This is a genomic window from Psychrobacter celer (genome assembly GCF_016107555.1).
In the GTDB taxonomy this organism is placed as follows: Bacteria; Pseudomonadota; Gammaproteobacteria; order Pseudomonadales; family Moraxellaceae; genus Psychrobacter; species Psychrobacter celer.
Genome location: NZ_JABASU010000036.1, coordinates 1 through 15,534 on the forward strand (window position 1 = coordinate 1; position 15,534 = coordinate 15,534).

Annotated in this window: 15 protein-coding genes; 7 read left to right on the forward strand and 8 right to left on the reverse strand. The window is 45.8% G+C overall.

The genetic code is table 11. From position 1 onward, the window contains the following. Window positions 1-87: 87 nt before the first annotated feature. From JFC05_RS12120 to JFC05_RS12130, 3 genes are all read right to left on the reverse strand, one after another. Window positions 88-1,470 carry an MATE family efflux transporter gene (locus JFC05_RS12120; protein WP_192995524.1) on the reverse strand — a complete coding sequence of 461 codons (1,383 nt, stop codon included), beginning with the start codon at window positions 1,468-1,470 and terminating at the stop codon, window positions 88-90. 547 nt (window positions 1,471-2,017) lie between these two features. Further along, complete coding sequence (locus JFC05_RS12125; RefSeq protein ID WP_198337064.1) at window positions 2,018-3,058, reverse strand: hypothetical protein; 1,041 nt, start codon at window positions 3,056-3,058, stop codon at window positions 2,018-2,020. A 156-nt stretch (window positions 3,059-3,214) separates the two neighbouring features. Continuing rightward, window positions 3,215-3,694, reverse strand: a complete 480-nt coding sequence (locus JFC05_RS12130; protein WP_198337065.1) for an EVE domain-containing protein — start codon at window positions 3,692-3,694, stop codon at window positions 3,215-3,217. Window positions 3,695-4,001: 307 nt separating this feature from the next. On the opposite strand from JFC05_RS12130, the gene hemW reads away from it, so the two are divergent. Then, window positions 4,002-5,252: a radical SAM family heme chaperone HemW gene (hemW, locus tag JFC05_RS12135; RefSeq protein ID WP_198337073.1), complete on the forward strand. Its 1,251-nt coding sequence runs from the start codon at window positions 4,002-4,004 to the stop codon at window positions 5,250-5,252. Window positions 5,253-5,400: 148 nt separating this feature from the next. On the opposite strand, the gene JFC05_RS12140 is transcribed toward hemW, so the two are convergent. Continuing rightward, window positions 5,401-5,541 (reverse strand): entericidin A/B family lipoprotein, encoded by a 141-nt coding sequence (locus JFC05_RS12140; RefSeq protein WP_037025595.1) that lies wholly within the window; start codon window positions 5,539-5,541, stop codon window positions 5,401-5,403. Between the two features lie 402 nt (window positions 5,542-5,943). On the opposite strand from JFC05_RS12140, the gene JFC05_RS12145 reads away from it, so the two are divergent. Beyond that, complete coding sequence (locus JFC05_RS12145; RefSeq protein WP_198337066.1) at window positions 5,944-6,495, forward strand: tRNA (cytidine(34)-2'-O)-methyltransferase; 552 nt, start codon at window positions 5,944-5,946, stop codon at window positions 6,493-6,495. A gap of 53 nt (window positions 6,496-6,548) precedes the next feature. Here the strand turns inward: JFC05_RS12145 and JFC05_RS12150 are convergent, their stop codons facing one another. From JFC05_RS12150 to tusD, 4 genes are all read right to left on the reverse strand, one after another. Further along, on the reverse strand, window positions 6,549-6,893 hold the full coding sequence (locus JFC05_RS12150) for a TusE/DsrC/DsvC family sulfur relay protein (RefSeq protein WP_198337067.1): 345 nt from the start codon (window positions 6,891-6,893) through the stop codon (window positions 6,549-6,551). Further along, entirely contained in the window at window positions 6,890-7,234 is a 345-nt protein-coding gene (locus JFC05_RS12155; protein ID WP_192995514.1) for a hypothetical protein, read from the reverse strand. The genes JFC05_RS12150 and JFC05_RS12155 overlap by 4 nt, the downstream gene beginning before the upstream one ends. A gap of 135 nt (window positions 7,235-7,369) precedes the next feature. Continuing rightward, window positions 7,370-7,693 carry a hypothetical protein gene (locus JFC05_RS12160; protein ID WP_105245995.1) on the reverse strand — a complete coding sequence of 108 codons (324 nt, stop codon included), beginning with the start codon at window positions 7,691-7,693 and terminating at the stop codon, window positions 7,370-7,372. Between the two features lie 59 nt (window positions 7,694-7,752). Beyond that, on the reverse strand, window positions 7,753-8,160 hold the full coding sequence (tusD, locus tag JFC05_RS12165) for a sulfurtransferase complex subunit TusD (RefSeq protein WP_198337068.1): 408 nt from the start codon (window positions 8,158-8,160) through the stop codon (window positions 7,753-7,755). 225 nt (window positions 8,161-8,385) lie between these two features. Here tusD and glnE point away from each other — a divergent pair, with 225 nt between their 5' ends. The 5 genes from glnE (at window position 8,386) to JFC05_RS12190 (ending at window position 15,403) form a co-directional block, all read left to right on the forward strand. Continuing rightward, entirely contained in the window at window positions 8,386-11,256 is a 2,871-nt protein-coding gene (gene glnE / locus JFC05_RS12170; protein WP_227697552.1) for a bifunctional [glutamate--ammonia ligase]-adenylyl-L-tyrosine phosphorylase/[glutamate--ammonia-ligase] adenylyltransferase, read from the forward strand. A gap of 189 nt (window positions 11,257-11,445) precedes the next feature. Continuing rightward, window positions 11,446-12,375: a branched-chain amino acid transaminase gene (locus tag JFC05_RS12175; protein ID WP_198337069.1), complete on the forward strand. Its 930-nt coding sequence runs from the start codon at window positions 11,446-11,448 to the stop codon at window positions 12,373-12,375. 106 nt (window positions 12,376-12,481) lie between these two features. Next, entirely contained in the window at window positions 12,482-13,318 is an 837-nt protein-coding gene (locus tag JFC05_RS12180; RefSeq protein WP_198337070.1) for a glycosyl transferase, read from the forward strand. Between the two features lie 73 nt (window positions 13,319-13,391). Next, window positions 13,392-14,258, forward strand: coding sequence for a glycosyltransferase (locus JFC05_RS12185; protein ID WP_198337071.1), 867 nt, complete (start codon window positions 13,392-13,394; stop codon window positions 14,256-14,258). A 65-nt stretch (window positions 14,259-14,323) separates the two neighbouring features. After that, entirely contained in the window at window positions 14,324-15,403 is a 1,080-nt protein-coding gene (locus JFC05_RS12190; RefSeq protein WP_198337072.1) for a glycosyltransferase, read from the forward strand. The last annotated feature ends 131 nt before the right edge of the window (window positions 15,404-15,534 follow it).

The window sequence follows — 15,534 nt, forward strand, 5'->3', positions numbered from 1 at the left end:
TACTAACCAGTTTCCCCATAACTTGCTCTCTATATTATAGATATAATCTATCTATAATAGTAATAAATAGGTAGGTTTGTATATATTTTATTTAACTGTTTGCAACCCCCAAAGCGCCGTTAGACGTCTTTGTTGATAACGCAAACGCAGCGTCAACAAGATAGAGGATAAAAACAGCCCCGTAATCAGTGCCATCCAAAACCCTTGGGCGCCGACATCGGTGAAACGTACCAAATAAATCCCCAGCGGCAATGCCACCACCCAATAACAAAACAACGTCACCCACATCGGTACAGTAGTGTCCTGCATACCGCGCAATATCCCCGCGACATTGACCTGCCAGCCGTCAAACAGCTGATAACCAAGAGCAAATACCAGCAAATGCATAGACTGAGCGATGACCGCAGGGTTGTCGGTAAAGGCTGCTGCCAGCTGTGGTCGAAATAGCCAAACCCCTAGCATACATGTGAGGGCAATGAGTATCGTCCAGGTCAGCCCCGTTGCCTGTACTTGACGCAGTGCCAGCAGATTTTTTTCGCCAAAACGATTGGATATCATGATGGTCAGTGCCATCGCGACCGATATCGGTATCATAAACAGCTGAGAGGTCACCGCTAGTGCGACTTGATGCGATGCGGTCGCCAGCTCGCCGAGCGGACTGATGACAAGCGCGCCCAAACTAAAGAGGCTCGCCTCAAAAAAGATAGAAATACCAATGGGAATGCCAAGTTTTAGCAGTTTTTTGATTTGCTGACGGTTAGGATTAGCAAAACCATAAAAAAAGCGGGTACTGGCAAATTGTTGCCGTTTGGTAAAGCTGGTATAGGTAGCAAGCAGTAGCACGTTTATCCATAGTACCAAAGCTGTGGCCACACCGCAGCCTGCACCGCCCATCTCAGGCATCCCAAACAAACCATGAATGAAGATATAGTTAAGTGGGATGTCCGCTAACAGACCAATGATGCTGATAATGGTTACCGGCTCAGGCCGACCCAATGCTTCGCAGTAGCTGCGAAGGACAGCATAAACGGCCAGCGCAGGAAACCCAAACGATACACCATGTAGGTACTGTGTCGCTATCGGCTGGATGTTTGCTGGTACGCCCATGATACCAAGAATATTGGGTGCCAAATTCACAATTATGAAGCCAACAATACCGATAACCCCAGCAGTCCACAAAGACTGCTGGGTGATATGAGGTACTTTACTGTGTGCGTTTTGTCCGATGGCCTCACCGATCAGAGGCGTGGTGGCAATCAAGATGCCAGTGGCCAATAAAAACAGCGGCAGCCAGATACCAGAGCCGACAGCCACGGCCGCCAAATCAAGCGCTGAGACCTGACCTGCCATGATGGCATCTACCACACCCAGCGCCGCCTGACAAAACTGGGTAATCAAAATAGGAAGTGCCAGCACGCCCAAGCGTAAGCTGTAGCTTCTAAAATCTCTAAAAGATAATGGGAAAACCATAGTGAGCAACTTTTTATTCTTGACGATAATGATCGTTGAGGCGTCAAACGCGCCATCAACAAATGAATAGGGAAACAGCCACACCATTTTCAAAGCGTTCAATCATAAAAACTAAAGCCAGCAAGTATCGTACGGCGATTGGCGTGCTGCTCTAAAAAGCGTACTGGCAGACTGCCATAAGCTATATATTGCACTCTTTGAAAATGGTATAAAATGATGATGCCGATAATTCATATGAACAAGCGCATATAGACTAGAGCGTGTCTTCAATTCACTCGATAGTTATCTAAATGGGCTAAAAATGGCAAAGTCTAGACACCAAAATAAAAATAACCCGTCAATTCACTAGGGGAATTGACAGGTCATCATTAGATAAGATGGTAAAGAAGCCGCCCCCTAATGTCAACGTTTTAACGCGTCATATATGACTGTAAAAACACCACCGGAGCGTAGTCGCCCATGAGTCACAAGTTATAGACTATAAATCATAGGTTACGATACATAGGCTACAAAGCTTGAGCCAAGAGAAAGGCTGTGCTGCGCTTATTTATAATGATTCAGGCAAGTCTTGCACCACCGCTTGATAGCCGATCAGATCGTTTGCCGCGTCAAAGGCTTGTACAACGATAGCGTAGTTGGTCGAGCTAGCTGGGATAAGCGGAGAAAATGCCGTCTCACCAGCGGTCAATACCAGATTTTGTACATAGCCGTTCGCGCCAGTCTCTGCTTTGTTGATATCGATTTGGCTGACCAGTATATATTGTGTGTTTCTCGGGTTTTGCCATGTCACGACTTTTTGACTACCATTGCCGCTGACATCTACATTCAGCTCACCTAGGCGGTAATCAAGTGGGTAGGTCTTAAAGTTAGAGCGGTCGCTGATGGTATAAGTGACATTGCAGTTTTTTTCGCTACTGGTTAGGGTTTGTCCACCCAGACCGTCCTGATACTCAAAGCTGCCTTGCCACGGGGTACCCGTTTGTTTTTTCTCAAAGCTACCTGCAAAGGTGGTAAATAGGTTCGGTGTCTCAATGCCCAGGTCATTGACATACTTCACATCCAAAAACGCTAGCGTATCGAGGCTGCCGGTCACTTTGCCTGCGATATAGTTGTCTACTTTGATTGCAGAGTTGATGCCCAGTGTGTTGTTTTCTTGACAAGCTTGTTGCTGGTAGCTAAAACTACCATCGACGCTGCCTACACCGTCTTTGCTGATGTCAAAATAGACAGCGCCGATATCGATATCACTATCATCGCCGTCCTCAATTTCAACGAAGTGTCCGACATACAAGCCGCCGAGGCCGCCCTCTGGGGTGAGCTTGTCTAAGAAGTTGTCTAGCGACTCTTCTGGCAAAAACACGGACTCCAAAATCTCAGCCATGCTTTTTTCGTCATCGCTCAGTTTGTCTTCTACCTCTTTATACTTTTCTTTGACTTTGTCTTCTATGCGATCATATTCGTCTTTTACCTGATCCTCAATACGATCATATTCCTCTTTGACTTTGTCACCATCACTGCCGCAGGCGCTGAGGGCCAGACTAGCCATGCTTAACGCTAATGCTGATAATAATAATTTGGGTGCGCTCATAAATGCGTCCTGATGATGAGTTGGCAGTGACTTAGCCATAAAAAAAGAAGGTATTGCGACATTTGTAATATAGCAGAATTTAAATAGCAAACGCACAGATGAATGTGCATAGATGCCAGCAGGTTTCTTACTCAATCGTTACACAGTCAACCGAGGTCAGTCGGACAGTAACATTGATGTTTCGGCCATGTCCAAAATAGCGTACCAGTGTTTGGGCGTCAAAGGAATCACCGTCAGCTGCTCACAGCCTTTTTTGAGTAATAATGAGTCCTCTAGCGCAGGCAGGAATTTAAGCGCTGATAAAGGCAAAACGTCGGTGAAGGCTCGCTCAAAAGTGACGTCTACCATATACCAGCGCGGCTGATCTTCAGTGGCGATGGGGTCATAGTGACGATGCTCAGGATGGAATTGGCTGGGGTCAGGGTAGCCCGCCTTACTGATGGTCATGATACCAGCAACTCCAGAAGGCTTGGCGCTGGAGTGATAAAAAAACACCTTGTCACCGACTTGCATATCGTCGCGCATAAAGTTGCGTGCACGGTAATTGCGCACGCCATCCCAGTGCTCCGTACCTAGACGCTGTAAATCATCGATGCCAAAAAAGGTAGGGTTGGATTTCATGAGCCAATAGGCCATCGTATTCTCCTTTTGTTATTATTGAGTGGTTGCTTTTGATCATTACGCGCTCAATATATAGTCGCTATACAGTCATTTATGCCAATATCTGCTCCTGTAAATGGCTGTCAGTATGATTTTATCATCCTGCGCTTTTCTTTATACTGTGTAGTCGTTATCCTAGTGCTGCTTTTTGCTCATCATCGCCGCACGTTATTTTTCGCATTGTTGGTTATTCGTTTTTGAATAGCTTTTTTTAATAGATACCTTTGTTATGTCAAACACCCAAGCAGTTAATTTATCTAATGATAGCCGCGACCATAAGACGATGTCTAATGCAGGTAGGCTGGAGGTGGGCGAGATCCCATTGGCGCTCTACATTCATATTCCGTGGTGCGTAAAAAAATGCCCTTATTGTGATTTTAATTCACACGAGCTGCCAGCGGATACGCAGCTGTCTATGTATGATGAGTATGTCGATGCGCTGTTATTAGATGCTGCAATGCAGCAGCCGCTGTCCCAAGGTCGAGAAATCAGTTCGATTTTTATCGGCGGTGGTACACCGTCGTTATTACCAATCGCTCACTATCAGCGACTGTTTACAGGGTTAAAAGACATATTTTGTTTTGCTGCTGATATCGAAGTGACGATGGAGGCCAACCCAGGGACGCTCGAGCATGCGCCCTTTGCTCAGTATCTAGACGTGGGTATCAATCGCTTGTCTATCGGTGTGCAAAGCTTTGCCGCTGATAAGCTGACAACGCTTGGGCGTATTCATGATCCTGCGCAGGCGCTGTCCGCGATCCGTGCAGCTCGGCTGGCTGGGTTTGAGCGGGTCAATGTGGATTTGATGCATGGGTTGCCGCAGCAAACTTACCAAGAAGCATTGGCCGATATTCAGATGGCGCATGAAGCGGGGGCGACACATCTGTCTTGGTATCAGCTGACGATTGAGCCAAATACGGTATTTTATCGTAGCCAGCCTATATTGCCAAACGAGGGCAATCTGGCCGATATTGAAGAGGCGGGTCAAGTGCTATTGCAGCAGCTTGGCTACACCAATTATGAAGTATCTGCTTGGGCAGGCTCGTGTGATAAGCCATGCCAACACAATGTGAACTATTGGCAGTTTGGTGATTACTTAGCGATTGGCGCGGGTGCTCATGGCAAAGTCACCATTGCAAGTGATGCCCTTGATCATGCAGCATTTGACACAAACAACGAGTTACGTGCGCAGTCTGGTATTTATCGTTTTAGTAAATCGCGCTTGCCAAAAGACTATATGGATTATCACCGTATCAGTACCGATGACACTAGCTTGAAGGCCCCAAAGATGGTCGGCTGGCAGGCCATTGCGCCTGATGAGCTAATCAGTGAGTTTATGCTCAATGCTCTAAGGTTACACGGCGGGGTGGCGTGGTCATTGTTTAGCGCTCGGACAGGGCTTGGATATGCTGAGATTGCCGCGCAGGTTCAGGATTTGGTGGCTCAAGGATTGCTGATGGATAGCACAGAGCGCCTACAGCCAACCCGTTTAGGCCAGCGTTATCTCAATCAGATATTGCGAGCGTTTTTATAAAATGAGATTTGTAAAATGACAGGTTGCGCAATCTATTAAAGTAAAAAATAGAATGTTACCAATGAGATATAACGTATGAAAAAATACAGAGTCAAAAAAAGGCTTATCAAATCAATGATAAGCCCTTCGAAAATCTAAAAACCAATCATTAGATTTTGTTTTGAACGTCTTGTGCGCCGCCGGTCACAGCATCACCAGCGCTTGATACGTCTTGGCCTAGACCTTTAAAGGTGTTGCAACCAGTTAAAACAAACATAGCAGTCAAAGATGCGATGATTAATTTTTTCATAATAATATCCTCAAGATAAATTCATTGTTATAAATAATGACAGTAACACTTAGTATGGTACCAAGGCTTACTGTAGGGCTGCTAGGTAGCAGAACGAAATGTAGACACTGTCTTGCTATCCGTTACAGATATCATAGTGAAAGTTAAAAACCATGCACAGTATCAAAATGTAATTATTGGCAGTAAACTGTAACTTATGATTACTTACTGATGTTATCTATAGCCGAATTCAAATAAATCGGATATATGGCGATCAAGCCGCTCAATGCGATCAATAAAACGTTGGTTTTCTTGGGTGCTGTGCCTGCGCTGCTTAAGTCTGAGAAAAACAGCTTTTCATCTTACTGTATCGTTTTTATATCAGACTGACTGTATAAAGTTTAGACCACTCACGGAGTTTGTATGACCATTCATATTGTGCTGGTAGCCCCCAAAATGCCCAGCAATACCGGCAATATCATTCGTTTATGTGCCAATACAGGCGCGCAGCTGCATTTGGTTAGGCCATTAGGGTTTGAGCTTGATGATAAAAAACTGCGCCGTGCAGGACTGGATTATCATGAGTACACGCATATGCAGGTTCACGATGATTGGCCAGCTGCCAGACGTGCGCTACAAGCGGCGGATTGTCATACCATCACTGCTCTGACTACCAAGCTGAGCCAGCCTTTTTATGACTATGATTTTGGCGGACGACCGGATAATGAGACTGGCCAGATGCCAAACATCGCATTGGTCTTTGGCTCAGAGACGGCTGGTCTGGCAGATGATATCCGAGAGGACATCGGCGCGGCTCATTGGCTGCGCTTGCCGATGCTAGCGGACTCACGCAGTCTTAATTTGTCCAATAGTGTGGCGATATGCTTGTACGAAATTTGGCGCCAGCAGGGGTTTGTAGGCGATGAAGGGCGCAGTATCGGCTATGAGAGCTTGACGGTGTATGATCCAAAATAGTGCTACTGGCTACTGGCTACTGGCTACTGGCCATGGCTGCTATCAACTACAAACTATAAACAGTTCGGCGGTTTGGGCAAGCCTGCCAAGCGATTGACATGGCGCGCCACCAGTCCTGTGTTAAACAGCTGCTGTAGCTCTTGGTTGCTGATGTCGTACTCGGGCAGGGTTTTTTGTAGCCATTTGATCAGTGGACGGGTGGCTGGTGGGTGGTTGAATTTGGCAAAAAACGCGCGTACCTGCAGCAAAACTTGCAAGTGCTCCTCTGCTAGCTGTACCTCTAAGGTATCGGCTAGCTGCTGGGCGATGGCAGGCGTCCAGATGGTGTGGTCACATAGATGGCCGTCTTGATCCAATTCAATAGCGGGCTGTGCGGCATGGGTTGTATTATCGTTCATAGGGCAATGGTCACCACTTTATCAAATTTAGCATGATTGCTATCGATGCTTCCTGTCAGTGCGACCCATTGTTGATCGCTTAGTATTGCACTGAGTTTGGTATCTAGCTGTAATTGCTCAACGGCGCTGGTCGTGAGCTGCGCGATATCATCGCTCAGCGCATACATAGCCGCGATACCGTCTATGTCTTTGTCAGCCAAATAAGCATTGAGCCAGTCGATAAATGCAGCCGTCGTCCCCAATAACAAGATGCTATCACCGCGCTGCCAAGTGCGAGACATCTCGTCTGTGCAGCGTCTTAGGGTATCTATGCTGCTATGTAATTGATATAAAGTTGCCATGATAATGTCCAAATTATATCCAGCCGCTTGCGTCTATCGATGCCTATGCGTTAGCGGTAAGCACAAACGCCAAATGGATGGTGGTTTTGATATAGTTGTGTGAGCTTGTACAGATTTTGACGAAGGGTTGAATTATCAAAAGGTTAAGATTTGCTCGAAGTCTGCTGCAGGTATCACTTCTGGAACCAATATCAGCTGTGAGGCCAGATCAGTAGGCAGCATACCTGTGACCCAGCCGCTAAAGACATCGTCAGGCAGCCACGCCGCTGGCATGTCATAGAGCTCAAGCGATTGTATCATCCCGTGCAAACGTGACTCTGGCTGCATCAGCAAGCCAAAGACAGGCGCATCTAGATACAGCTGCACATCATGACCAAAGGTCGCCAGCGTTAGTGCCAACGCGCAGCCTTCATAGCTGGCCATTTCGGTCGGCGTATGCAGCTTAATCAATAATTTCATAGAAATCTCCTACTTAAATGTACTGATGAGTTGGGCTGAGCTTATATCGCTTGAGGTGATCAAAACTGTATCAACCGGCCATCAGCCTGCATCATCATTGCCAGCTCACTTAGACCGACCAAGGTAAATCCTGCGGCCAGATTATCCCCGCTTAGCTGATGGCGGGCGCTGTTATCGGTATCGCTAATACCGCGACCGAGTGCGGTACTGACGCAGACCGGTAGCGACAGCTGATACTGCTCTGCCAGATTTTGCCATGCTTTGGTCATATCAAGCTGGTCTGCCGATTGCCAGCGCAAGCGATTGGCCGTATGTGCGCCGTCGCCATAAAAAAACACGTTTAAGGTATGACTGCTGTCATCTGCTGGGTGCGCGCTGAGATAGGCACGAGCATAACGCAGGGCTAAATGGGCGAGAGGATGGCTGGGATCAGCCGTCACTAACAGCAAAGGGGTCGTGGTGGTCATAGGAGGTCTTATCTATCATTTGTGCTAAAGTGGTTTATGCTACCATAAAGCGGCCAAAAGCAGATAGGATCACTGTGAATGAATGGGGTTTTCTACCAAGTTTACCAGATATAGACATATTAGATGTCGTGATGGGTGCTGGTGACTGCTTCGTAATAAAAAATAATAAACTTATGGGCTAGGTTCACGTAGTCTTATCACTCTATGTAAGGAGTTTCTTTTTCTATGTTACCTGCTATGTCTTCACGCTCGACCCATGGTACAGACTATCAGCCGACCGCAGAGCAGCTGCAGATATTACGCACTGCCAGTGAGTTTGCTTATCAGATTTGGGAGAGTCGGACAGTCTCTTGTCAGACGTTTTTGCGTAGCTATCCGCTGGATCAAACCCTCACACGCCAGCAAATCGATGACTTGATCCAAGACTATACGTTGGATGAAAACTACCAACTCGCTGATGAGGCCAAAGTGATGAGTGGTCTTCGCCATCTGCGCACTTTGCTGATGATGCGCTGGATTTGGCAAGACGCGCTGCACATGATAGCGCTTGAGCAATTGACCGATGAGCTGTCGGAGTTTGCAGACGGCTGTATCTCTTTTGCCAAAAATTATACCTACCAGCATCTGATCAAAAAGTACGGTGAGCCGACTTTTATCAATGCGCAGGGTCAAGTACAAACAGACGACATGGCGATTATGGCCATGGGAAAACTTGGCGCGCATGAGCTGAATTTATCCAGTGATATCGACCTTATCTTTGTCCATCAAGCGCGCGGTGAGACCAATGGCGACAAAACCAAGGGCACACGCAGCATAGACAATAAGCGCTTTATGACAAGGCTTGGTCAAGGCATCATTAAATTGCTTGATAATAATACCGCAGATGGTTTTGTGTTTCGTGTCGATATGCGCCTGCGTCCATGGGGTGATGGCAGCGACTTGGCCATTCATTTGTCTGCGTTACAAAAATACTTTTCATTACACGGGCGTGCGTGGGAGCGTTTTGCTTGGCTCAAGGCTCGTGTGGTCGGTCATATAGAGCCGCCATTTTATGAGCAGATACAAGCGCTCATCAAACCCTTTGTCTTTCGCTATTATGTGGATTATAGTGCGTTTTCGGCGCTCAGAGAGATGAAGTCTTTGATTCAAAACCAAGTGGTTCAGCGCGAGGATTTGGACAATATCAAGCTTGGTGCAGGCGGTATCAGAGATATCGAGTTTATCGTTCAGGCGTTTCAGCTTATCTATGGCGGCAGGCACCCACAGCTACAGATCAAATCCTGCCTGCAAGCAATGCAGGCATTGTACACGCTTGAGTATTTAGAGCGTAGTACCTACGAGCAGCTACAAGTAGCCTATCGGTTTTTGCGCCGACTCGAGCATGGTATTCAGGCAATCAATGACCAGCAGACCCAGCGTCTGCCTCATGATCGGCAGTGGCAGCACAATCTGGCGATTACCCTTGGTTTTGCTAATTGGGAAGGATTATTAAGTACGCTCAACCATCACCGGCACAATGTCAATGTACCCTTTGAACGTATGGTCACCGAGCGGCAAATACCCGACCACGAAGATACCGGCCTTGAGCCGGAGCAGCTAGACGAGCAAATTGCCCGCTTAAATGAGGTGTTGACAAAAGACAATCGTGAGCTGCTACAAGGCTTTTGGCAGTCAAAAATGGTCGCCAATCTGAGTGATGAAGCTCGTGAGCGTTTGGATGATGCTTATCCGGTCATTGTCCATGCCTTGCTTGCTCATCAAGAGCAGCAGCAACTGGCAAACACTGCACTGCCGCGGCTCATCTCCTTACTCGAGGCGATTTGCCGCCGCTCTATCTATTTGGTGATGATCGCCGAAAACCCCAACGCTACCATTGAGCTGATTCCAATGCTCTCAGCCAGCCCTTGGATTGCCAAAGAGCTGGCGCAGTATCCGGTGCTACTCGATACTTTTTTGCAGCAGCGCTATCGTCACCTGCCAGACAAGCTTGAGCTACATGATATTTTGCGGCAACAGTTATTGCGCGTCGAGCCCAATGACGAAGAAAAGCTACTGAGCGTATTGCGACTGTTCAAAAAAAACCAAGTATTGGCAGTCGCTGCCAGTGATGTATTGGCTGAGCGTCCGATTATGAAGGTGTCAGACTCGTTGACCTATATCGCCGCTGTGGTGCTAGAGGCGGCGCTGGAGCGCGCTTTTGCCGAGATTGTCAAGCGTTATGGGTATCCCATCGGCCAAGATGGTGATCCTGTGACCGAGGCGGACTGCGGTTTTGCCATTATTGGTTATGGCAAACTTGGCGGGCTAGAGCTGTCCTATTCGTCAGATTTGGATTTGGTGTTTTTGCACAAGATAAAAGAGCAGGGCATGACCACGGGCGAAAAATCCGTGAGCGGCATGAAGTTTGCGGCGCGCTTGGTACAAAAACTAATGAACTACTTAAATACCCAAACCCGAGATGGCCGCGCTTATGAGATCGACATGCGTCTGCGCCCCTCAGGTAATGCTGGCATGATGGTGGTCTCCTGTCATGCGTTTGAGACTTATCAGATGGACAAAGCATGGTCGTGGGAGCACCAAGCGCTGGTGCGAGCGCGGGCGATATGCGGTGATAAGCGAGTGACGGCGCGCTTTTGTGAGATTCGCCGAGAGGTGCTATCACTACCGCGCACGATAGAGCAGGTGCGCACGGAAGTCACCAGTATGCGTATCAAGATGCAAAAACATCTGGGCACCAGTCAGTGGCAGCAGCAAGCGGGCAAGTTTCATCTGAAACAAGACGCCGGCGGGATCATCGATATTGAGTTTTTGGCACAATTTGCGGTATTGGCCTATTCGCATGATCATCCAAGCCTGACTAAATGGAGCGACAATGTCCGTATATTTGAAGAAATGGCGTTGCTTGGTATCTGGGATCAGCAAGTTTGCCAAGACTTGACCGATGCTTATCTCAGAATACGCGCGGCCACCCATCAGTTGGCACTATCCGAGCAGTCGCTATTGGTCGATGAATCGCTATGGAAGGAGACGCGCGCACTGGTGCAAGATCAGTGGCAGCACTTGATGGGGGTGGATGATGCCGAGGATACGCCTTGAGCATTGAGACAATGTACAAACTGCTTATAAAAAATTGACAATTGGTTTTCTTAAACCGATTTTCACAACCAAGATGCATTTTTTACCATAAAATAGATGCGGTGGTGGTATCATATATGGTTGATAATCACTGTTAAACAAAACCTACTTAAAAAAGTTAGACGTCAGCGCTAGCATAAGGACTATAAAATGAATATGGCAACACAAGAAGGTAAGCTTTGGATGAATGGCACGATGATCGAGCAGCCCGATGCCAGCGTCCACGTACTGACCCATAGCCTACATTATGGCATGGCAGTATTTGAAGGGGTTCGCGCTTACCAAACTGCTGACAACCGTACAGCGATTTTTCGCCTAAAAGAGCACACTGAGCGCTTGATGGGCTCAGCGAAGATTTTTCAGATGGATGTGCCTTTTGACGCAGCGGCACTTGAGCAAGCCCAGAAAGACGTGGTCAAACAAAACAACTTGGCAGAGGCGTATATCCGTCCGCTGATTTGGGTTGGGGCAGAAAAACTTGGCCTATCATCACGTGATAACAGTATTAATGCCATGGTCGCAGCCTGGCACTGGGGCGCCTATCTTGGTGAAGAAGGCATCAAAAACGGTATCCGTGTCAAAACCTCATCATTTACCCACCACATGACCAATGTGACCATGTGTAAAGCCAAAGCCTCGAGCAACTATCCTGTCTCTATTATGGCCAACCAAGAAGTCACTCGCAATGGTTATGACGAAGCTATCCTAATGGATCCACAAGGTTATGTCTGCCAAGGCGCAGGCGAAAACTTGTTTTTGGTCAAAGACGGTGTGCTACATACGCCAGATCTGGGCGGCGGCGCGCTTGACGGTATCACTCGTCGTACCATTATTCAGTTTGCTGAAGATTTGGGTATCAAAGTCGTCGAGCGCCGCATCACGCGTGACGAGTTTTACTTAGCAGATGAAATCTTTATGACTGGCACGGCTGCCGAAGTGACTCCGATTCGTGAATATGATGATCGTACCATCGGCAATGGTGGCCGCGGCCCGTTGACAGAAAAGCTGCAAACCTTGTATTTTGATGTGGTACATGGCCGTAATGAGCAGTATATGGATTGGCTCAGCTTTATTGATTAATAAAGTCGTTAGTTTAAAGACCAAAAAGGCTGAACATAATTGTTCAGTCTTTTTTTTGTGCTAATATAGCCATCATATTTATTCTTAAGATTAAAGTGAGCAGTCCATGCCAATAGATTCTAGTACAGCAGATAATAAAAATGTCAAACAAATTATTTGTATTAAATGGGGTACAAAGTACGGGGCTGATTATGCCAATAAGCTTTATGGTATGGTATCTCGCAATATTACGCCACCGTTTCGTTTTGTCTGTTTTACTGACGACACCACTGATGTACGACCAGAAATCGAATGCCAAGAGTTGCCACCATTAGATGTCACCATGCCAACCAACACACTGGGTAAATGGCCAAAGTCACGCTTGTGGGGCGAAAAGCTAGGTGATTTGACAGGGACAGTATTATTTGTAGATTTGGATGTGATTATAGTAGATAGCCTCGATCCTTTCTTTGAGTATGGCGAGCCAGACGATGTTATTTTATCTTATAACCCAAGTAACCCGCTAGAGCGCCTCGGCCAGACGTCTTGCTTCCGCTTTCAGGTAGGGTCGCTTGTCTCACTACAAGAAAAATTCAAAGCCGATCCGCAAGGTATCGCTGATAAATACCGCTTTGAGCAGCGCTTCGTCACTCGTAATGCGCCAGGCGGTGTCAAGCTGTTTCCTAAGGCATGGGTTGCGCACTTTAGGCGCAAATGTCGTCAACCGTTCCCACTTAACTACATCAAAGAGCCAAAGATTCCTAAAGGTGCTAGAATTGTTATTTTCCCTGGCGACTTATATCCTACACATGCGATCGAAGGTAGATATAATAAAAATGCTGCTAACAATGCCAAAGATCACTTAAAAAGATTAACTGAGCCCAAAAATCTAAAAAGACCGCTACGTCACTTGCGTCATTTTATCTTGCCAGTAGGGTGGATCGAAAAGTACTGGAAAGAATAGGTCCCATTATATATTTGAGTATTATCGCATTGCATTAGCAAAGATAAATATTAGTCAGTGAACGGATAAAATTATGAATACAGAAGATACTATTAAAGTCTTTGTTGGTTGTGACCCAAATAACTGTGATCTAGAGCAGATGATGGTATTAGATTATAGTATTCATAAACATACCAGTGTACCCATTGAGATAGTATGGATGCAGCTGTCACGTGATCCTAATAGCTATTGGTATTCTAATCCTGAGACTGGAGAGGGTTGGAATACCACTAAATGGTCAACGCCTTTTTCAGGCTTTCGCTGGGCAATTCCAGAGTACTGTCAATACTCTGGTCGTGCCATCTACATGGACGCTGATGTCATTATTTTAGATGATTTGGCAAAGCTGTGGCACCATCCTATTGAAGGACAGTCTGTTGTAGCTGCTAAGACTAATGCGGATATGACTCGGTTGTGTACATGCGTATGGGATTGCAAGGCGGCGAAAAACATTGTCCTACCAATTAAAAAACTCAAGAAAGATCCCAAAAGCCATAAAGAAATGATGGCTGTATTCAAACATAATAATCAGCTCATTGAGCCTTATCAGGATAGTTACAACTGTATAGATGGCGAAAACTTAGCGTTAGAAGATATTAGGATTTTGCATTATTCAGATATGGGTACGCAGTTCAGTCATAAATATTCATTACCTAGAGTCAGTGAAGAAGGTATCGAGCACTGGTTTGACGGTGAAATAATGTCGCACCCGAGGCAGGATTTATCTGAGGTTTTTGATGAATATTATAACGAAGCACTTGCTGCTGGATACGATTTAGACAGTTATAGGGTGGAACCTTTCGGTCATTTTCCTAAAAAATCTCAAGAAGGGTATACCGGTAATAAGGTGACTCGTCCACACGCTTCTAAATCATTTTTTTCGAAGCTATTTAAACGCTAGTTTTTTAATGAAGCAATGATAAGCCTTTTTAAGAAGGTGAAAACTTACTCCATAGGTTATCGTGTATGAAGCAGCATAAAAAAACAGTGTTACTCGTTATTAATTGTCTACAGGGCGGTGGTGCGGAACGTGTCGTATTAACATTGGGGCAAGGGTTTTATGAATTGGGCTATGAAGTACATATTCTAAGATTTAAGCCGTTAGTACAGTATGACTTAAGTCCGAGTCTTAACTATCATGTACTTAAGTTTAAGCCGTATAAACTTATACCAGGGGCACAAAGACGTGACCAGATTTTTGCACGTGCTGTCGATAAATACGTGTCGAAAAATATCGGTCAGCCTGACATCATACTGTCCAACTTAGATCGTGCCGATAGTATTCTAAGTAATAGTAAACTGTCTAATATCACTTATATTATTCATAACACAGTATCACTACTCTATAAGTTTAATAAAAATCACGACGCTGAGCAGTTAAAGCAAAGAATGATAGATATATATGCCAAGCATCCTTGTGTGTGTGTCAGTGAAGGCGCTCAAAAAGATTTTATTAAGAGCTTTGGTCATATTACGCCAACCACTGCCATTCATAATCCAATAGATAAAAACAGTATTCAACAACAAGCCGATGCTTTTGTCCCTGACTACCAAAACTATATTATCCATGTCGGTAGTTTCAAAGATGCCAAGCGTCATGATGTATTGGTAAATGCTTATGCAAAAACAGATCAATCTATGCCTTTACTGCTCTTGGGCCAAGGGAAGCATAAAAGTGAAACAGAGCGACTGGTAACAGAGTTAAGCCTAGAAGACAAAGTGATATTTTTAGGGTTTCGTGATAATCCCTTCCCTTATATCAAAAATGCGCAGTTTAAGATACTGACCTCTGACTGGGAGGGTTTTGCTTTAGTTATTGCCGAAGCTCTTGTGCTAGGTACTCCTGTTATCAGTACCAACTGTCCATCAGGCCCAAGTGAATTACTACCAGAACGTAACTTAATGCCGATGGGGGATGTTGATGCCATTGCCGCAAAAATGCAGCAAGCGATGAGTAATCCGCAAGCGTTTCATGCGCCATTCGATGAAGCGCTGCTACCAGCCAAAATAGCAGAAAAATACGTAGAATTTACCCAAAATCTTTAGCTGGCAAAACAATTGGGCCGCTACATGTCTAAGTCTAAATATTTATTTTTAAGAATACTTAATAAATGATTGATAATAGACCTCTTGCAAAAGTCATAGTCTAAGCTCGGAATTAATGATACCAGCAAATA